Source organism: Candidatus Scalindua japonica, from assembly GCF_002443295.1.
Classification (GTDB): domain Bacteria; phylum Planctomycetota; class Brocadiia; order Brocadiales; family Scalinduaceae; genus Scalindua; species Scalindua japonica.
In genome coordinates this window covers 1-18,793 of the sequence record NZ_BAOS01000040.1, presented here as the reverse complement: position 1 = coordinate 18,793, position 18,793 = coordinate 1, and the positions used below count along the sequence as shown (strand labels likewise).

The 18,793-nt window shown below is 39.2% G+C and carries 18 protein-coding genes; 9 read left to right on the top strand and 9 right to left on the bottom strand.

The annotated features are described in order from the left end of the window. Window positions 1-54 precede the first annotated feature (54 nt). Window positions 55-1,335 carry a 2-hydroxyacyl-CoA dehydratase subunit D gene (locus tag SCALIN_RS19515; protein ID WP_133112076.1) on the top strand — a complete coding sequence of 427 codons (1,281 nt, stop codon included), beginning with the start codon at window positions 55-57 and terminating at the stop codon, window positions 1,333-1,335. 287 nt (window positions 1,336-1,622) lie between these two features. Here SCALIN_RS19515 and SCALIN_RS19510 read toward each other — a convergent pair whose 3' ends face one another. Then, a complete protein-coding gene (locus SCALIN_RS19510; RefSeq protein ID WP_096896122.1) occupies window positions 1,623-2,954 on the bottom strand; it encodes a hypothetical protein in 1,332 nt (443 codons plus the stop codon). A gap of 221 nt (window positions 2,955-3,175) precedes the next feature. On the opposite strand from SCALIN_RS19510, the gene SCALIN_RS19505 reads away from it, so the two are divergent. Beyond that, window positions 3,176-4,114, top strand: a complete 939-nt coding sequence (locus SCALIN_RS19505; RefSeq protein WP_096896121.1) for a histone deacetylase family protein — start codon at window positions 3,176-3,178, stop codon at window positions 4,112-4,114. A 30-nt stretch (window positions 4,115-4,144) separates the two neighbouring features. On the opposite strand, the gene rpsT is transcribed toward SCALIN_RS19505, so the two are convergent. After that, window positions 4,145-4,417 (bottom strand): 30S ribosomal protein S20, encoded by a 273-nt coding sequence (gene rpsT, locus SCALIN_RS19500; RefSeq protein ID WP_096896120.1) that lies wholly within the window; start codon window positions 4,415-4,417, stop codon window positions 4,145-4,147. A gap of 196 nt (window positions 4,418-4,613) precedes the next feature. Here rpsT and def point away from each other — a divergent pair, with 196 nt between their 5' ends. The 4 genes from def (at window position 4,614) to fbp (ending at window position 8,015) form a co-directional block, all read left to right on the top strand. Continuing rightward, the gene (def, locus tag SCALIN_RS19495) at window positions 4,614-5,129 is read left to right on the top strand and encodes a peptide deformylase (protein WP_096896119.1); all 516 of its coding nucleotides are present in this window, start codon (window positions 4,614-4,616) and stop codon (window positions 5,127-5,129) included. 18 nt (window positions 5,130-5,147) lie between these two features. Continuing rightward, window positions 5,148-6,098 (top strand): methionyl-tRNA formyltransferase, encoded by a 951-nt coding sequence (gene fmt, locus SCALIN_RS19490; RefSeq protein WP_096896118.1) that lies wholly within the window; start codon window positions 5,148-5,150, stop codon window positions 6,096-6,098. Window positions 6,099-6,138: 40 nt separating this feature from the next. Next, complete coding sequence (locus SCALIN_RS19485; RefSeq protein ID WP_096896117.1) at window positions 6,139-6,870, top strand: DUF116 domain-containing protein; 732 nt, start codon at window positions 6,139-6,141, stop codon at window positions 6,868-6,870. A gap of 146 nt (window positions 6,871-7,016) precedes the next feature. Further along, window positions 7,017-8,015, top strand: coding sequence for a class 1 fructose-bisphosphatase (fbp, locus tag SCALIN_RS19480; protein WP_096896141.1), 999 nt, complete (start codon window positions 7,017-7,019; stop codon window positions 8,013-8,015). 270 nt (window positions 8,016-8,285) lie between these two features. Here fbp and SCALIN_RS19475 read toward each other — a convergent pair whose 3' ends face one another. Together SCALIN_RS19475 and SCALIN_RS19470 are read right to left on the bottom strand one after the other, a co-directional pair. Further along, window positions 8,286-9,356, bottom strand: coding sequence for a class I fructose-bisphosphate aldolase (locus tag SCALIN_RS19475; protein WP_096896116.1), 1,071 nt, complete (start codon window positions 9,354-9,356; stop codon window positions 8,286-8,288). A gap of 107 nt (window positions 9,357-9,463) precedes the next feature. Then, complete coding sequence (locus SCALIN_RS19470) at window positions 9,464-9,979, bottom strand: hypothetical protein (RefSeq protein WP_096896115.1); 516 nt, start codon at window positions 9,977-9,979, stop codon at window positions 9,464-9,466. A gap of 188 nt (window positions 9,980-10,167) precedes the next feature. On the opposite strand from SCALIN_RS19470, the gene SCALIN_RS19465 reads away from it, so the two are divergent. The 3 genes from SCALIN_RS19465 to fdhF all read left to right on the top strand — a co-directional run bounded on the left by SCALIN_RS19465 (window position 10,168) and on the right by fdhF (window position 14,429). Further along, window positions 10,168-10,776: a phosphoribosylanthranilate isomerase gene (locus tag SCALIN_RS19465; RefSeq protein WP_096896114.1), complete on the top strand. Its 609-nt coding sequence runs from the start codon at window positions 10,168-10,170 to the stop codon at window positions 10,774-10,776. A gap of 192 nt (window positions 10,777-10,968) precedes the next feature. Then, a complete protein-coding gene (locus SCALIN_RS19460; protein ID WP_162532422.1) occupies window positions 10,969-11,370 on the top strand; it encodes a 4Fe-4S dicluster domain-containing protein in 402 nt (133 codons plus the stop codon). Window positions 11,371-11,726: 356 nt separating this feature from the next. Further along, on the top strand, window positions 11,727-14,429 hold the full coding sequence (gene fdhF, locus SCALIN_RS19455; RefSeq protein ID WP_096896112.1) for a formate dehydrogenase subunit alpha: 2,703 nt from the start codon (window positions 11,727-11,729) through the stop codon (window positions 14,427-14,429). Between the two features lie 428 nt (window positions 14,430-14,857). On the opposite strand, the gene SCALIN_RS19450 is transcribed toward fdhF, so the two are convergent. From SCALIN_RS19450 to SCALIN_RS19430, 5 genes are all read right to left on the bottom strand, one after another. Next, window positions 14,858-15,724 carry an ATP-binding cassette domain-containing protein gene (locus SCALIN_RS19450; protein ID WP_162532421.1) on the bottom strand — a complete coding sequence of 289 codons (867 nt, stop codon included), beginning with the start codon at window positions 15,722-15,724 and terminating at the stop codon, window positions 14,858-14,860. 153 nt (window positions 15,725-15,877) lie between these two features. Further along, the gene (modB, locus tag SCALIN_RS19445; RefSeq protein ID WP_096896110.1) at window positions 15,878-16,546 is read right to left on the bottom strand and encodes a molybdate ABC transporter permease subunit; all 669 of its coding nucleotides are present in this window, start codon (window positions 16,544-16,546) and stop codon (window positions 15,878-15,880) included. Further along, window positions 16,546-17,340 carry a molybdate ABC transporter substrate-binding protein gene (gene modA, locus SCALIN_RS19440; RefSeq protein WP_096896109.1) on the bottom strand — a complete coding sequence of 265 codons (795 nt, stop codon included), beginning with the start codon at window positions 17,338-17,340 and terminating at the stop codon, window positions 16,546-16,548. The genes modB and modA overlap by 1 nt, the downstream gene beginning before the upstream one ends. A gap of 3 nt (window positions 17,341-17,343) precedes the next feature. Beyond that, window positions 17,344-17,751 carry a TOBE domain-containing protein gene (locus SCALIN_RS19435; RefSeq protein WP_096896108.1) on the bottom strand — a complete coding sequence of 136 codons (408 nt, stop codon included), beginning with the start codon at window positions 17,749-17,751 and terminating at the stop codon, window positions 17,344-17,346. 136 nt (window positions 17,752-17,887) lie between these two features. Continuing rightward, a complete protein-coding gene (locus SCALIN_RS19430; protein ID WP_203415582.1) occupies window positions 17,888-18,382 on the bottom strand; it encodes a winged helix-turn-helix domain-containing protein in 495 nt (164 codons plus the stop codon). Window positions 18,383-18,793: the final 411 nt, after the last annotated feature.

The following is an 18,793-nucleotide window of genomic DNA, read 5'->3' as shown; positions in this document are numbered from 1 at the left end:
ATTTTGCCAGTCATTGATATAGATTTTATTGAAACCAGGCAAGCAAAAAAAGTCATGATCAATATAAAGAGCACAAAAAAGAGGTTTGCTAAAAAGCTGACACCATATTTAGTTAGAGAACTTTTCAGATTTTTGAATTTATATTCAAAAGTAACCGGCAAAGGTATAGGCAAAGACGATTTAAAGTCTTTTGATATTCTATCTAAAAGCATAGTTCAACTTTTTAATCTTGCCTACAAAAATGGTTCAATATGGACAACTCTTTTTGTACCATCAGAGATTATTTTTGCAATGAAACTGCATCCCTTCTCGTTAGAAATAGCGGCAGCACTCTGCTCAAAATTTGGACAAGGTGCTCATTCTCTCACTGAAGCTGATCTGGCCGCTATACCAACAGATGTTTGCTCTTTCCACAGAACCGCATTAGGAAATGCTTACATGGGTGTCTATCCTCGCCCCCTGTTTCTCGCAGGAACCTCAACGATATGTGACAGCAACATAAAGACAATAAAGATCTGCGAATCTATAACGGGAAAACAGAATATGATAGTAGATGTTCCTTACGAGATGAATGACAACTCCGTTAAATTTCTGACAAATCAATTAATCAGCTTAACAAAATGCCTCGAAAAAGCTACCGGAAAAAAGATGGAGAAACACGCTCTTACAGAAGCCATCGATTTGTCCAATCAAGCAAGAGAGAAAATGATTGAGTTGAACCGTATAAGACAGGACCCACTCTCCCCTCTTGCAGGCGGCGACGGCCTTGGGTTTATGGTCCCAAGCCACTACTTGGCCGGCTCACAATATTCGGTAGATTTTTACACCTCAATGGCAGATGAACTCAAAGAGATAATTGCGACAAGAAGAGAGAACGGAGAAGTGGCCGATGAAAAAGAGATCAGGTTGCTCTGGCTGGAACTAAAACCATATTTTAAAGCAGACGTCTTTGATAAAATCAAAAATGCGGGAAAAACTAAAATAGTTTTTGAGGAAATTAATCACGTCTACTGGGACAAATTAGACCCTGATAATCCTTACGAAAGCCTCGCTCGAAAGCTTATATCCAATCACAACAACGGACCATTAGATAAAAGACTACACGTAATAAAAACTTTAGCCAGAGATTACAATGTAGACGGTATAATCGCATTTTCAACCTGGGGATGCAGAAGAAACAACGCTGCAATACCTACAGTAAAAGCAGAGATGGCTAAAGAGGGCATCCCCCTTTTAAATCTTGATGGCGATTGCGTTGATGATACAAACTATATGTCCGGACAGATCGCCACAAGGACAGAGGGATTTGTTGAGATGTTAAGCGTCAGGAAGTAAACCAATAAGCTGAACTCAAATACTGTTTCCTGTTTTTTTCTAAAATATACACACATTAATACACTAGAAGTACTATGTAATCTCAACAGACTTGATCAGGCCAGTGAGAAAGAGCTTATCTGCTATGCATACGAATCAAAATTTGAAAAAAAGAAAAATGATCAAGGGATAAGCTCGGTACTTTTTGTCCAGGGAAGAGAGAACTGCTGTCAAACCCATTGCCAATTGTCTGGTATGGATTCGTCCGGGCAGACGGGAAATCCCTACAATTTTTGATCAAGAACCACTCAATCCTGGTTTAATTTTGTTTCACTATTCGCCATTAAGGATGCCGAATAGCTGTAAGAGACAGGTTTATTAGTAGGTTTTAATACCGACACTACAAGTACAACCTCTCTACAGCCCATACCTAAATTTTTCACATCAAATGCCTCTATCGGCTTACTCAATTTAACATCTTCTACCAGGGGATCGGACACGTGATCATTGTATAATTTGATAACCTTGATAAGAAAATCATCTGGAGACTCACTCTCAAAACTGATTCTCAGCTTCTTGTTTTTTACTCGCTCAATAGTGAATTTCAAATAATCTACCGCGTATCCGGCAACTTCTCCTGTTTCACTGACAGGCAGTGAAAGGAAATGTTTGACAGCAGGAGTAATGGGAAGCGAAATTGATTGGTATCTGTATTTTTTATTGTTACCAATCTTATTATGTAAATAGTTTGCAACCAGCCAATCTCCAAAAACAGTTGAAAAGTTGTCCACAATGTGCATGCTGTCCAGAGTATTCTGAAAACCCTTGATGCCACCGGCTTTCTCACGTACCAGATTGCCTAAAAACGCTATTCCAAGACGTTCATAAATATATGTTCCCCACAAAAGACATGCGCCATAATCAACCATATGATGCCTTGATATCAAGGAGCTGTTCGTATTATTTAAATATCTTATTACTTTCTTTTCGTCCGTATAATATCCACAAAGTATCATCGCCACTTCTGACAATGACTCACTAAGCCATTTGGTCTCTTTAGGGTCATACTGCCAGTGTATGAGATGTTGAAATTCATGCGCAATAACCCCGAGGTGATAATCGTCAGAAGGATCATCACTATCTAAATACAATATTTCCATGTGGTTGCTATGTTTACCTGCAATCTCATCAATGAAACGAAAATAACCATCAAAGTCATGACCTCGATACTCTCCCAACTGTGTGATGAGGAAATATATTCTGTGGTCATTGTCTACATCAGGTGGATTGCCAAAAGTTTCAGTAAGGATCTCGTAGATCCCTTTTTTACTGTTAATTGACGTTGCCGGAGTAGAGCAATCAAAAGTATGTATTATCTTTTCTATGTCCTGCTTAAAGACATTGACTTCCCATACATCGTCAGAAACAAAGACATATACATGTTTTCCAACACCTCGACACGTTGCCGACAATTCGCTATCCTCGGGCGGCATGGCAGTAAGGTCCCACCTCCAGAAAGTTTTCTTCTCTCCAACCTTGTGAACAGGGACACTCTTAAACCCATCTTGCGCAAAAAGACAATGACATGTAAAGAGAAGATAGGCAAAATATATAAAAAGTACTCTAAACTTAATATTCATGAGTTTTGTAAATTATTTCCCATGAAAGGGATAAACATATCCTGTTCTTCCTGCTTCCCGAAATCGATATTTTTTGTATTTTTTGTAAATCAGTACGTAATTATAGCCTGTAATGGTCTCTTTCTTTTCAAATACTACTTCCTTGATTATAATTGATTTGATTTAGCAAAAAGAATTATTTAACATAAGACACATTATAATCATAATAGACCAAGGATACCATGACAACTCTTATTTACGATGATGTTTATTTGAAACATGATACTGGTGCCAATCATCCTGAAAATGCGGCCAGATTAATAAATACTATTGAGTACCTCCGTTCAGCTAATATCTGGCAAACACTGGATGTTAAGAAACCAAGAGCAGCAACTAAAGAAGAAGTCTCTGCGGTTCACACAATCAGTCAAATAGAACAGATTGCTGAAACTGCCGAAACAGGTGGTGGACATTTGGACCCTGACACTTATGTCTCTCCTGATTCATATGAAGCCGCTCTATATGCATCAGGAGCACTGCTCACCGCCATTGATTTAGTAATGGACAAAAAGACAGGCAATGCTTTCTGTTTAGTTCGTCCTCCTGGACATCACGCCACACCAACAAGAAGTATGGGCTTCTGCCTATTTAATAACGTTGCAATCGCCGCAAAGTATATTCAATCAAGATACAATATCGATAGAATTGTTATAATTGATTGGGATGTGCACCATGGTAATGGAACACAGGATACCTTTTATGATGACCCCTCGGTATTGTATTTCTCCATGCACAAATACCCCTTTTACCCGGGTACAGGTGGAAAAGAAGAGACAGGAAGAGGCAGTGGCTCTGGTTTTACAATAAATGTACCTTTATCATATAACACACAACCTCAGGAATATATTAAAATTTTTAAGGATATGATGAAGAAAAGAGTTAAAAGCTTCAAACCACAATTTGTGTTGATCTCTTCCGGTTTCGATGCATATCGTTTAGACCCAATAAGTGGTCTGAGTTTAGAAGCTTCTGATTTCAATACATTAACGAAATTTACGAGAAGCATAGCCAATGATTGCTGCGAAGGGAGAGTTGTTTCCTGCCTGGAGGGTGGATATCACTTGCTGGATTTACCAAAATGCGTAGAAGAACATTTAAACGGCCTGGTATGTGATATTTAGGTAAATACTGGAAGAACTCTAAGCAGTCTATTACACAGCAGCCTTATGTTTATTAAGAAACTTGGCTAAACGAGATTTTTTCCGTGATGCTGTTTTCTTATGTATAATATTTTTGGCAGCAATTTTATCAAGCTTTTTTGCTGCCAGTGACAGATGTTTCCCCGCCTCATCAAAATCGTGGTTTTTGGTGGCAGAAACAAATTTTTTTATTTGAGTTCTTAACGCGGATTTATCACTCCTGTTTCTAATTCTGCGAACGGCATCTTGTCTTATTGTTTTCTTTGCGGATTTTCTTGTTGGCATTAAACTTTTCCTTAATATATTCTGTTGTCTATCTGATCTAACTTACTTATATTTCAAAAGATAAGTTTATGACATTGAATTGCTGCTGTCAACAAAAAAACAAATAATCCTTGCTTTTTCCGGAAATAATACTATATACTAACTTGATAATTTTCACTAATTTAAAGCTTTTAAATCTTAATAATATTATAACAAAATGGAAGTAGTTACTTACCCAAATCCAGTTTTAAAAACCAAGGCAAAGCCAATTAAAGAGATAAACAATGAGATACGTCAAATTGCAGAAGAGATGCTGGAAGCGATGTATGATGCTCGCGGAATTGGCCTTGCAGCACCACAGGTAGGGTTGTCAATTCGCTTAATGGTATTGGACGTAACAGGTGAAAAAACAGGGGAGAGGGTATTCATAAATCCGTATATCAGTGAAGAAAAAGGTGAAACATTAGAAGAAGAGGGCTGCTTGTCATTTCCTGATGTAATGGGTAAGATAATACGGTCGCAATATATTAAAGTCATTGCCTACAACCTTAAAGGGGAGAAGCTTGAAATCGAAGCGGAAGGCTTATTGGGTCGAGCATGGCAGCACGAAATCGATCACTTAAACGGTTGTCTTTTTATCGAAAAAATGACTCCTGCCAGCACAATTGCCAACCAACCGAGACTGAAAGAGCTTGAACTCTCTTATCAAAATAACAAAGCCGGAATTAGTTAGACCTTATTAAAATACAGTATGAATGTAGTTTTTATGGGTACGCCTGAATTTGCGGTTCCCAGTCTAAAATGCTTAATTGAATCAAAATATTATGTTGTTGCTGTTATAACGCAAACGGATAAGCCCAGAGGCCGAAAGGGACAACCCATCGCGCCTCCTGTTAAAAGCGTAGCTCTAGATGCGGGATTACCGGTAATACAACCTGAAAATGTAAATAGCGAGCAAGTCATAGAGCAGCTAGAGAAGCTGAATCCAGATGTTATAGTAGTTGTCGCTTTTGGACAAAAAATTTCTGACACAATACTGAGTTTACCAAAATATAAGTGTATAAACATCCACGCCTCACTACTACCTAAATATCGAGGGGCAGCACCCATTAACTGGGCGATCGTCAACGGAGAGAAAGAGACAGGGATAACCACTATCATTATGAGCAACAAAATGGATGCCGGCGATATTATCGCCAATAAATCGTTAGTAATTGGCCCTGAAGAGACTGCTGGTGAGTTAGGAAACAGATTGAGTATGCTTGGCGCAGAGACCTTATTAGATAGCTTAATGCAGATTGAAACGGGTAACGCGGAATACACCCGGCAAGACGAGCGTCACGTTTCCCTGGCACCAAAAATCAAAAAAGATGACTGTCTCATTAACTGGAACCAGCAAGAAAAACGGATACATGATTTTGTAAGGGGTATGAACCCAAAACCATCCGCTTATACCTTCTTAATGAGGAACAATTCGAAAGAGAGAATAATTATTCTCAGGACAGAGAGGGATGGCCCTTCTCAAAACGGAGCAACCATCGCACCAGGTACAATCATTGATATTTCAAGTCAAGGTATTAAGACTGCTACAAAAGACGGTAGTATATGGATAAAAGAAGTAAAGCCGGAAGGCAAACGAATGATGAGTGCTGCCGCATTTTCAAGAGGGCACGATCTTAAAGTGGATTATCTGTTTCAATAAAAATTAATAAAATCTTCGCATTAGGGAGACTTACATAAAAATGGAAGTTATAGACAAAAAATTTGTTTCGCTTAACAATATGATGACCAGGCTGAGAAAGAAAAAGTGCCCACCGGAAGGGTTACTGCTCCTTTTTCCACACTGTATACAAAATTCCACGTGTAAACAAAATATCAAACACGATATCAACGAGTGCATACGTTGCGGAAAATGCAAGGTAAAGGACCTGCTGGAATTATCAGAAGAGTACGGCATCAGCATCGCTGTTGCCAGCGGCGGAAGGGTTGCGCTAAAAAGAGTCATGGCTAAAGAAGTACAGGGGGTTGTCGCTATAGCATGCGAAAAAGAGTTACGAACAGGGTTAATGGCAGCTATGCCAAAGGCAATATATGCAATACCGAACAAGAGGCCATACGGCTACTGTGTTGATACGGATGTTTATATGGAGGATGTATTAAAGGCAATAGAGTTTTTTGTTAAAAGCTACAGAAAGACCCATGACAAACCGGCATTAAAGAAAAAAACTGTAGCGAAGAAGACACCTACAACAAAGAAAAAAACTGTAGCCAAGAAGACACCTACAGCAAAGAAAAAAACCGTAGCTAAGAAGACACCTACAACAAAGAAAAAAACTGTAGCTAAGAAGACACCTACAGCAAAGAAAAAAACTGTAGCCAAAAAGACACCTACAGCAAAGAAAAAAACCGTAGCTAAGAAGACACCTACAACAAAGAAAAAAACTGTAACCAGGAAGGCACCAAAATCTTTATAATAATTCACAGCACGTATTCCCTGGTGCCTGACAACCGATAGCAATGTTATCAAATTAATTAATCTGTATTAAATAAATCAACCAAAGAATATACAAATGATTAAAACCAGAAACGTTCAGGAGGTGTTCTAGTGGGACAAAAAGGAATGAGTGTACAACGCCATATTGTCGAACAGGAGAGAGATTTTCCTAAGGCTACGGGTAATCTTACAGGATTGCTGATGGACTTGATATATGCGGCAAAGATCATATCAAGAGAAGTTAATAAGGCAGGTCTTGTCGATGTACTCGGCCTTACCGGTACAGAAAATATACATGGTGAAGAAGTGAAAAAGCTGGATGAATACGCAAATGATCGACTATTTAAAGCCATGGACCATGGAGGACATCTCTGCATAATGGCTTCTGAGGAGAGAGATGACGTCATACATATTCCGGATAAATTTCCTAAAGGTAATTATGTACTGCTATTTGATCCGCTTGACGGCTCATCCAATATCGATGCGAATGTCAGCATTGGTACGATCTTTTCCATACATCGGAAAAAGACGGATGGTGAAAAGGGCACACTTGAAGACTGTCTACAAAAAGGATCTGATCAAGTCGCTGCCGGTTACATAATTTACGGTTCCAGCACAATGCTGGTTTTTACAACCGGACAGGGGGTAAACGGTTACACTTTAGATCCGAGTGTGGGAGAATTTATTCTATCTCATATTGACATCAAAACACCTTCAAAGGGAAAAATTTACAGTGCCAATGAGGGCAACTCCAAGTTCTGGGATGAAGGCACCAGGAAATACATAGATTATCTTAAAGAGAAAGATTCTAATTCGGGCAGACCATATTCATTGCGCTATATAGGTTCGCTTGTAGCAGATTTTCACAGAAATCTGCTCTATGGTGGTATATTCTTATACCCTGCTGATTACAAAAATCCTGACAAACCAAAAGGCAAATTACGTCTATTATATGAAGCATCACCACTGGCGTTTATCGTAGAACAAGCCGGTGGGATGGCAACTAGCGGCAAGGAAAATATAATGGATATTGTACCAACAGAACTCCACCAGAAAGTACCATTGATTATAGGCAGCAGGGAAGACGTTCTCACATATCAAAAATTCATTTCTGAAAATGCTTGAAAAACAAGAGAAACAAACTGGCAACCGAACTACTGAATTGTAAACATTAACAAGTAGTTTCGGTATAATTTTTTTTAAATCCTTTTTTACTTCCGTTAATACGGCAAAAACGAAAAGCAGTTTCACTTTAAGAAAATTTCTTTTTCTTGGCGATCTATGCGGCCCTGCGTGAGAACATATTTTTAATGGAAAACAGGAATAGTAGTTGCCAAGGGCCTTTTAAGAACAGGAACGAGCATGAAGAGAAGCTTCTTTTTTTCGAGTTCTTATTTACGCAACAGTCACTTCTTCATTCAGATAAACATCCTGAATCGCGTTTAGCAGTTCTACACCGACATCCATAGGCTTCTGAAAGGCTTTTCTCCCGCTGATCAATCCCATTCCTCCGGCACGTTTGTTGATAACCGCGGTTTTTACTGCCTGGGCAAGATCATTCTCTCCGGAAGCGCCACCTGAATTGATTAGCCCTGCTCTGCCCATATAACAGTTGATTACCTGTAATCGGGCTAAATCTATAGGGTGGTCAGATGAGAGGTCCGAATAGACTCTCTTGTGGGTCTTACCGTAGCTAGCCCCGCCTTCATTTAAGGCGTTGTAAGCTCCGTTACACTCAGGCAGTTTCTGTTTAATTATATCCGCTTCAATTGTCACACCCAGATGGTTGGCCTGCCCGGTAAGATCTGCTGCAGTGTGATAGTCGACACCACCTGTTTTGAATGCAGAGTTCCGCAGATAACACCAGAGGATTGTCGCCATTCCCATTTCATGTGCGATATTAAATGCTTCACTGACCTCCACAATCTGGCGCGTTGACTCATCGGAGCCGAAATAAATTGTAGCCCCAACTGCCACAGCACCCATATCTCTTGCCTGTTCAATAGATGCAAACATAACCTGATCGAATTTATTAGGGTATGTTAAAAGTTCGTTATGATTGAATTTAAGAATAAAAGGTATCTTGTGAGCATATTTTCTTGCTACTATACCCAGAACGCCCAGCGTAGACGCAACGGCATTACACCCTCCATCGATAGCGAGTTTTACAATATTCTCAGGATCAAAGTATATGGGGTTTGGCGCGAAAGAAGCAGCAGCAGAGTGTTCAATACCCTGGTCCACGGGCAGAATTGAAACATAACCAGTATCTGCCAGCCTTCCGTGAGAAAAAATGCTCTGTAAGCTTCTTAAGACCGGTGTCGGCCGATCTGAAAGCGCAAATATCCGGTCAACAAAATCTGATCCGGGCAGGTTTAATTGTTCACGGGAAACTTTAGCCTTATGGTTTAGTAAATTTTCTGCCTCTGCATCACCAAGAATAGTTGTTATTTTATCTAAGCTCATAACGGATAACCTTTAATATAATTTTCTGACAAAATAAAAAGTGATAATAATAAAACACTGACCTGATTTCAATATAAAAAAATCAATGATACATTTCTTCTTTTTTGTCACATATCATTTCTTTTATATTTTTCATGACAGCGGTCGCAGGTATCCTGCAATTTCTCATATTCAATATTCAACTTAACCATTTCTCTTGATTCCGCAGCCTCAACTACTGCAAGTGCCTGGTAATGAAACATAGTATCTATCATTACAAATTCCTTAGGCAGGTCCTTTTTCTCCTTACCGGTAAAGATTACAGCAGAAGCATTTTTCAAATCCATAGCACACTTTTTAATTACTTCCCAATCCTGCCTCTGCACAGAATCCAGCAAAGCGTCTTCACACTCATCCAGGTCTTGCATGTGCATCCTGAAAATAGTTCTGCTTTCATAAGATGGCGTTTCAATTTCGTTTTGAGCAGCTGTTATACGTTCATCCAACCCCCCTATCTCTTCCTGCGCAGATCTATCTGACTCGCCACAAGAGCATATTAAAAACATAATAGCTAAAACACTTAAGATGCAAAATGATTGTTTACACCGTGGTAACACTGACTTTGAAAGTCCAAACTCCCTCATAATACTTTTCCTCTGTTCAGAATTGAAATTTTTTTATATCATTTCTTTATAACAAAAAGGTTTTAATATATCCAGCCTTTTATACTTAGAACAAATCTAGCAATAATTGAGTTAAAGCATGAATCACATTGACTTAATATAGGTAATTTGATAATGTCCTGATTGGGATGGAGACGAGGAGACGCTCGATGACAAAAATAAAAATCTGTGGAATAAAAAGCTTAAATGATGCAATTTCTGCGGTCGATTACGGTGCGGACGCTATTGGTTTCGTATTTGCGAAAAGTATACGAAAGGTAAGTAAAGAAAGAGCCCGCTCTATTATACGAAAATTACCTCCATTCGTTACAACGGTTGGACTCTTCGTTAATGAAACAGCTGACAACATGGAAGCTGCCTTCAGGTTTTGCGGCCTGAACGCGATACAACTTCACGGTAATGAACCTCCTGAGACATTAAACAGATTGAAAGATATTATAACTATTAAGGCATTCAGAATTCAAAACGAAAGAGATATCACTCCGATTAAAAAGTATAAACCTAAAGCTATCCTGCTCGATGGATACTCAAAAAACCAAATGGGAGGTACAGGAATCTGTTTTGATTGGAATATTGTAGAAAAATTAAAGACTTCCATACCTATAATCGTAGCAGGAGGATTGTCACATTTAAATGTAGCAGAGGCAATAAAAATTGTACAGCCTTATGGAGTAGATGTCTCTTCCGGTGTAGAAAATATGCCAGGAAAAAAAGATAAGAAACTGATCAAGAAGTTTATAGACGCCGTGAAAGGCTAAATTTTTTTGAAGATATGTAAATTTGATAATAATTATTGCACTTTTACATCAATTTTGATAAATTGATAGTTCACTATTTTAATATTTTGATTTTTCAGTTGGTTCTTATCTTATATAGAACCATTAATACATATTATGTCAAAACCAAAAAAAAGATTTACAAGCAAACTCTGCGTTACCTGTAAAAGATGTATGATTGAGTGCGCAGTAAGACACTCACAGTCACAGGATATGGTTTTATCATCTTTTGAAGACCCTGCACCGGTTCCAAGAATTCAGATAAATTTCAGAAAAGATAAACCGCATGCAACCTATTGCCAGAATTGCAAAAAACCTAAATGCAGGGATTCATGTGAGTATGGTGCAATTACCAAATTTGAGGATGGTAATGTAATCATTGACCAGGAAAAATGTACCGGCTGTTGGGCATGCATTGACGCCTGTCCATTCGGAGCCATCACTAAAGAACCAGAGATGGCGGTAGCCTTTAACTGCGATGATTGTAAAGGGTATGATGATATGGCTTGCGTAGAGGCTTGTAAAACTGTTGCATTGCACTACGTTGAGAAAAAGGTTGCCGTTGTTGCTGAATGAGCAACTGACATCTCCAGCCTTACATATTAACTGCAAAAACAATTTATATTAAGAAAATCAATATGTAATAATTACAAACAAGCCAGCCTTGTATTAACAGTCTATTTCATAATATCTTACTCATGTTAGAAATAATTGTCAAGGCTTCTGTTTGCGGCTGATATAATTTATTATTATTGATTACGTAATGCCTTTTTGTAAAATCGACGAAAGCTATATTGTTTGCTGATATTCATTTTACCTACACAAGAACGAGTTTACATATCAGCGCAACAAAATACTTTACTAAATATATTATCATAAATAAAGTTTGTTTACTAAATTAGTTTATCTAGCACGGTGATTAGGGAGGGGACATGAAAAAAATTACGTTACAAATTAATCAGAAAGAGTATGAAGCAAGTGATGGCGAAACCATCCTTGATGTTACCAAGAAAAACAATATCCACGTTCCAACTTTGTGCCATTGGGACCTGCTGTCACCATTTGGACAATGCAGAATGTGTGTCGTTGAGGTTGACGGGAACATTGGGCCTGTGACAGCCTGTAACGCTCCCGTATGGGACGGCATGAATGTTGTAACAGAAAGCGACAATATTGCCGAACTAAGAAGAAACAACCTTAAGCTGATACTTGGTAACCACCCCAATGACTGTATGACCTGTGAAAAGACGGGTAATTGCAAACTTCAGAACTATGCCTACCAGTTTGAGGTACATGCGGAGTGGAGTCAACAGACTATTCGAAAATTCCCTGAACTTCCTAATAACGGAGTTATAGAGTGGGATAAAGATAAGTGCATTATGTGTACCAGATGCGCACGTACCTGTGGTGAACTCCAGGGATCGTATGCTCTCGGGTTTAAGGCTCACGGGTTTACGGCACTGGGCGCACCCAACGATTCAAATATATCTAAAGAGGGTGATTGTGAACTTTGCGGTCAATGTATAGATGCGTGTCCAGTTGGAGCGCTGCAGGAACTATCCGTAAAAGGCAAGGGAAGACCATGGCAATTTGAAAAAACCAGGACCACCTGTACATATTGTGGAACAGGCTGTAACTACTTTTTGAATGTAAAAGACAAAAAGGTAGTCTCTATTTCGCCATGCTTCGAAGCGCCGGTTAATGATAGAGGAAGTCTCTGTGTAAAAGGTAGATTTGGTTACGAACACATACACCATAAAGATAGAATAACCACACCGCTCATAAGAAAAAATGGCAAACTGGAAGAAGCCAGCTGGGAAGAAGCGGTTACCCTGATAGCTGAAAAGTTTACCGAGATTAAGAAAAAACATGGACCTGACAGCCTTGGATTCCTCTCATCTTCAAGGTGTACAAATGAAGAGAACTATATATTCCAGAAGCTGGGACGAATGATGGGTACGAATAATGTTGATAACTGCGCGAGGGTATGTCACAGTGCCAGTGTATCAGGATTAGCCGCATGCTACGGTAGTGGTGCCGCGACTAATTCATTTGACCAGATACGTGATACGGAACTGTTATTCGTTATAGGTGCCAATCCCTATGAAGCACATCCTATTTTAGGGCTTAAGATAAAAGATGCCTTGAAAAAGGGAACAAAACTAATTGTCGGTGACCCGAGAAAGACACAACTTGCGGAAAAGGCGGATGTATGGTTGAACCTGATACCAGGCACAAACATAGCCCTGTTAAATGGGCTCATACATGTTATCCTGAAAGAAGGGCTTGAGGACAAGGAGTTTATAAAGCAACGAACAGAAGGATTCGAAGCACTTAAAAAAGGAGTAAAAAAATACACACCGGAATACGTCTCAGGAATAACGGGTGTGGCAAAGGACAGGATTATTCAAGCGGCCAGGATGTACGCTTCAACAGACAAGGCAATGATTGTTTACAGTCTTGGAATGACGGAACATACAACTGGTACCTATAACGTAATGTCACTCGGAAACCTTGCTACCGTTACCGGCCACCTTGGCAGATCAAGCGTTGGAATAAATCCGACCCGTGGACAGAATAATGTTCAGGGCTCATGTGACATGGGAGCCCTGCCCAACAAGTATGTTGGATATCAGGACGTTGGTGATGAAAAAACACAGAAGAAATTTGAAAAGGCATGGAAAACTAAACTGAACGATAAGATAGGTTTGACGTGTACCGAGATGGACATTGCGATGAACAAAGGAAAACTGAAGGGTTACTATATCTTTGGCGAAGACCCTGCTATGACTAATGCAAATGTCAATTACGTAAAAAGCGGCCTGAAGAAACTTGACTTCCTTGTGGTACAGGATATTCTGCCTACCGAAACATCTGAATTTGCGGACGTAATTCTTCCTGGATCAAGCCATGCGGAGAAAGATGGTACCTACACCAACGGAGAAAGAAGAATTCAGCTTATTCGAAAGGCAATTGACCCATTGTGTGGAAAAGCGGACTGGGAGACCATATGCATGGTTGCCAAAGCACTTGGAATCAAGAATATGGAATATTCGTCACCGTCTGAAATATGGGATGAACTTGCAAGCGTCGCGCCTATGTTTGCGGGTGTTACTCATGAAAGGTGTAATCCGGACGGGATTCAGTGGCCGTGCCCAAGCCTGGATCACCCTGGTACGAAAATAATGTACGAAGAAAAATTCAACAGGCCGAACGGAAAGGCAAAATTCAATTTTCAGGAGCATATAGCTTCGGCTGAAGTACCTGATAATAAGTACCCATTGATCCTGTCAACCGGAAGACGAAGACAGCATTATAACAATGGCTCAATGACTCGACGAGCAAGTACAATATACGACAAGTGGCCTGAAGAAGCGTTAGAATTGAATCCGTTTGATGCCAGAAGATTTAATATAACGGATAGTGAAAAAGTGCTTGCCAGCTCAAGAAGGGGTGAGATGGAGGTCAAAGTACAGATTACCGATAGAGTACAGCCCGGCATAACTTTCCTTGCATTCCATCACAGAGACGCCCTGACAAACCTACTGACAAATGATGCGTTCGATCCGGTCTGTAAGATTCCTGAACTTAAGTCATGCGCGATCAAGATTGAAAAACTAAACGGACATAAATAATAATAACCGTTTCTGATCAAATAAAAAAACCTCATCGTTTTTATCTGTTACAAGATAGTGCGATGGGGGTTTTTTATTGCCTGAGAAGCAGTTTAGCAATCAATATAAAAAAAACACATCCACTGGGTGGTGAACAATAACACCAGGAAAATTCCTTTGAACTATAAGCACGGATGTATTTTATAACATTTTGTAAGCATGCAAGTAAAAAGTAATTTACCCATGAAACAAGCGTGTTATATTGTATTTACAGAAAATTTTTAAAATTTGTTAGATATTTAATGATTCGCAATTAAGTATAAAAGTTTATTACATCGATTTGTTCCACCGCATGGAAACTACATCCAGAAATCCTTATCTCATACCAAATAAATCTCCTTAAAAAGAAACAGCTCATAATTTTTAAATAAATTTGCTATTAAATTCCTTCATATCTTAAACAAGATTACATCAGATGATTTTACACCGATAATGACATCGTTTCCAATCCGCAGATCTAAGGATTTCAACTCTTCCGTGTCAATTAGTGTCTTAAAGAACTGATCTGCGTGCATAACGGTTACGGATGCCATGATTGAATCGTGTTCTATCCCTACCACCTTACCTGTCACCTGAACTCGTGTACTCAATCTCTTCCCTAAAAAAACTTCCTCTGGTGTCCCATATTTCACTCTCTTTCCTGATTCTAATACAATTACATTATTTGCCAGTTTATATACTTCTGTTACATCGTGAGTAACATACAGAGTCGTAACATCAAACTGTTTGATAATGTTTTTTATATCTTCCTGCAATTGAATGCGTGTCTGCCAATCCAGTGCGGAAAAAGGCTCATCAAGGAGGAGAATATCAGGTTTTCTGGCTATGGCTCTGATAAGGGAGACCCTCTGCTTCTGCCCGCCGGACAGTTGTGCGGGGTAGTATCGTTCGTAACCTGAAAGCCCTGCAGTAGAGATAAGATCTTTTATCTCCTTTCTTCTCCACTTCTCTCTCATTCCATACGCTACATTTTTTTCTACCGTCATGTGGGGAAACAGGGAGTAGTCCTGGAAAACAAAGCCGACAGAACGCTGCTGTGGGTGGAGGTCAATCCCTTTTGCCTTATCAAACCATGCTTCATTTCCATTAGAAATAAAGCCATCTTCAGCCATTTCCAATCCTGAAATCATACGTAACACACTCGATTTTCCGGCACCGGATGGACCAAACAACGCCGTTATTTTTCCACTGGGAATATCAAAAGAAACATCTAACTCAAAATTATTCCAGGTTTTTTTCAAGTGAATACTTAGCAAAATTAGTCTCCTGATAAAGTACCTGATGTTTGAAGTGAACTAAAGCGACTAAAGCTATGAAAAGGAAAAGAATCATTCATTTTTATATAATACATATTCTTTTTTTACAACTTTAGCTCACTTCAAACATCAGGTACTTTTATTTATTTTTAATTATATAGTGCGTGTAAATCTTCTATTAACAAAATATACCGCTGCAAGTATTACAAATGAAAACAGTAACAAAATTGCCGCATACATATTTGCACTTCCATAGTTCAAGGACTGCACTTCGTCATAAATAGCCACAGAAGCGACCCTGGTAATACCGGGAATGTTCCCCCCGATCATAAGTATCACTCCGAATTCTCCAAGAGTATGTGCAAACGAGAGTACACAACCGGTTATAATACCATGGCGTGATAATGGAAGAATAACTCGGAAAAAAGTGTATATGTTTGACCTGCCCAGTGACCAGGAGGCCTCCAATAGCTTTTTATCAATAGAATTAAAGGCCATTTGAATCGGCTGCACAGCAAATGGAAGGCTATAAAGAAATGACCCTAAAACAAGTCCCTCAAATGAAAAGGCAAGCGGTTTGTTAAAGAGGCTCTCATACCAACGCCCGAAAAAACTGTTTGCCCCAATGGCCATAAGCAGGTAAAACCCCAATACTGTTGGAGGGAGTACGAGAGGAAGAGCGACAATCGATTCTACTAAAAATTTGAACCGAAACCTGGAGAAAACAAGCCAGTAAGCAAAGGGTACACCCAATACAAGAAGGAACAAAGTGGTGACACTTGAAAGCTTCAAACTTAAAAGAAGTGGTGCTGCAAAATTCATTACCTGTTTTCTCCGGTACCAGGAAAGACAAAGCCGTATCGGGAAAGTATGTTACTCCCATTTTTTCCGTGGATAAAATCCAGAAATTTCCTGACACTTTTCTTCCCTTTTCCTCTCTTTAACACCACATAAACCTGCTCAATGTCGCTATGTGATTCATCAGGAATCATCCAGTATTTACCCTCGTGTAACATCTTTGATGAATTTGCCAGAGAGAGGGCAATAATCCCAGCGTCTGCTGCTCCCGTATGAATATATTGTGCCGTCTGTGATATATTTTCACCATATATCAGCTTCCTTTTTACCTCCTCCCACAGGCCGTAATAACGAAGCGATTCCTCCGCAGCAAGGCCATATGGTGCATGCCGGGGATTTGCAATAGCCAATTTCATAACCTCAGAAGATGTAACGGCATGCATCCCTGTATCAGGAGCAACTTTAGACTCTTTCGGAAACCAGAGGACAATATTACCTACGGCATAAACTTCTCGCATTTCCTTTACAGCCAGGCCCTCCTTCTCAAGCAGTTCCGGATAAGTGGCATCCGCAGAAAAAAAAATGTCAAAAGGAGCACCCTGCTTTATCTGCGCAAAAAAGTTGCCTGAGGAGCCGTATGACACCTTTGTCTGAATAGATGGATTTTCTTCCTGAAAATCATGACAGATATCATGCATGGCAAATCTCAAATTCGATGCGGAAGCTATCAGAATATTCTCACTAGCCCGAACAAAAGCAGAGAAACCAAATATCAAAATCAATATAATTATCAAACAAAATCCAGTAATTTTTTTCATACCTCAAGTTTCCTTATAGAGTATTAACTCAGTTGATTTTACAATTGCCATGATCTCATCACCCTCACTAATATCCATCTCTTTCAATGAGGTATTAGTGATAACAGCATAAAGCATCTCTTCCTGGGATTCTACAAACACCTTTGATACAACGTCTCCCTCGATGATCCGTTTTACTGTTCCACCAACCCTGTTCCTTGCACTGATCATACCGGAAAAAAATTTCGCTAGCATTACGTCAGTACCTTTTATGAGTACTGTGATAGTATCACCTTCAGAAAGCTGCATATCTTCGCAAGAGGCTTTTGTAATAACTACGCTTAACGGAATTGACTTCCATAATATCTGAACAGTAGCATGAATATGCCCTTTCTCCACCCTCGTAATCGTACCGCAGACCTTACTTGCCATTTATAATAATCATAAAACACTAAGATAAAAACACTTCGACTCCGCTCAGTGTGACATCACACTGCGTGAGTCAAATGGTAGAGCTTGTCACAAAAATGAACAGTATTTGGACCAGGATGGATTTTTTAAATAAAAACTAACTCCTGTATTTGCTTTTAAAAGACAGTTTAAATTCTTTTTCCGCAATAGAACTCACTTTGTTCATATACTTATTATATGACGAAATAAGCTCTCTGGCCTCAGGGGTCAATTTTGCCCCTCCCCCTCCCTTTCCACCAGTAGTAACATCCAATAGTCTCAAATCTAATGCCTTTTCTGTTGCCTTTATTTTTCCCCATGCAGCACGATATGACATACCCAGCTCCTTTGCTGCCGCATTTAGAGAACCTAAACGGTCTACAGCTTCCAGCAGCATCCTTCTCCCTTCAGCAAAGGCTACACAACCTCCCTCTTCCATCCATATTTTGAATTTCACTTTCATCGATCCAGTATCATTATATCTCCGTTGACATAACGGTGTCAAATTAAAACTGTATTCATGGACATTCCGGGCAATAGACTCCTCTCTACGGGGAATAGGCAAGTATTGAACAAAATCAAGTTGATATCCGGTTGGTTCAAAATTTAACATATTTATATTTAAAAAAATACAGACGACAGAAGTAGCACTTTGTATAAATAATGTGCTCCACTATAACATCATCTTGAACACGTTTCTGAGTTTCTTACGGTACCAAGACATTTTCTGATTTTGAAAAATATTTGACAATTAAAATAAAGTTTGCTAGTTTTAAGTATTATACTTTGCTACAAGTACAGCTAATTTCATGTATTTTCTTAAAACAAAACAGAATTTTAAAAAACTATCTTTACTCATCTTAGCACCTTATGTAATCCTCTGCATAACGGCAGGCGGATTCCACGCATTCGACAAGTCCGCATTTCACGGACATAACACTGAAATAAACCCAATCAGAGAATAATGCATTAAATACAGCTACGGCTCATAATAGTACCCCTTTTTTTCTGTTAACAATGATCA

Excerpts from the sequence above, each read along its gene's own strand:
- SCALIN_RS19485 (WP_096896117.1), top strand. The coding sequence starts at position 6,139 with ATGGAAGTTATAGACAAAAAATTTGTTTCGCTTAACAATATGATGACC.
- modB (WP_096896110.1), bottom strand. The coding sequence starts at position 16,546 with ATGAATTTTGCAGCACCACTTCTTTTAAGTTTGAAGCTTTCAAGTGTC.
- SCALIN_RS19510 (WP_096896122.1), bottom strand. The coding sequence starts at position 2,954 with ATGAATATTAAGTTTAGAGTACTTTTTATATATTTTGCCTATCTTCTC.
- modA (WP_096896109.1), bottom strand. The coding sequence starts at position 17,340 with ATGAAAAAAATTACTGGATTTTGTTTGATAATTATATTGATTTTGATA.
- SCALIN_RS19465 (WP_096896114.1), top strand. The coding sequence starts at position 10,168 with ATGACAAAAATAAAAATCTGTGGAATAAAAAGCTTAAATGATGCAATT.
- SCALIN_RS19460 (WP_162532422.1), top strand. The coding sequence starts at position 10,969 with ATGATTGAGTGCGCAGTAAGACACTCACAGTCACAGGATATGGTTTTA.
- SCALIN_RS19470 (WP_096896115.1), bottom strand. The coding sequence starts at position 9,979 with ATGAGGGAGTTTGGACTTTCAAAGTCAGTGTTACCACGGTGTAAACAA.
- SCALIN_RS19475 (WP_096896116.1), bottom strand. The coding sequence starts at position 9,356 with ATGAGCTTAGATAAAATAACAACTATTCTTGGTGATGCAGAGGCAGAA.
- fbp (WP_096896141.1), top strand. The coding sequence starts at position 7,017 with ATGAGTGTACAACGCCATATTGTCGAACAGGAGAGAGATTTTCCTAAG.
- def (WP_096896119.1), top strand. The coding sequence starts at position 4,614 with ATGGAAGTAGTTACTTACCCAAATCCAGTTTTAAAAACCAAGGCAAAG.
- SCALIN_RS19505 (WP_096896121.1), top strand. The coding sequence starts at position 3,176 with ATGACAACTCTTATTTACGATGATGTTTATTTGAAACATGATACTGGT.
- rpsT (WP_096896120.1), bottom strand. The coding sequence starts at position 4,417 with ATGCCAACAAGAAAATCCGCAAAGAAAACAATAAGACAAGATGCCGTT.
- SCALIN_RS19515 (WP_133112076.1), top strand. The coding sequence starts at position 55 with ATGATCAATATAAAGAGCACAAAAAAGAGGTTTGCTAAAAAGCTGACA.
- fmt (WP_096896118.1), top strand. The coding sequence starts at position 5,148 with ATGAATGTAGTTTTTATGGGTACGCCTGAATTTGCGGTTCCCAGTCTA.
- fdhF (WP_096896112.1), top strand. The coding sequence starts at position 11,727 with ATGAAAAAAATTACGTTACAAATTAATCAGAAAGAGTATGAAGCAAGT.
- SCALIN_RS19435 (WP_096896108.1), bottom strand. The coding sequence starts at position 17,751 with ATGGCAAGTAAGGTCTGCGGTACGATTACGAGGGTGGAGAAAGGGCAT.
- SCALIN_RS19430 (WP_203415582.1), bottom strand. The coding sequence starts at position 18,382 with ATGTTAAATTTTGAACCAACCGGATATCAACTTGATTTTGTTCAATAC.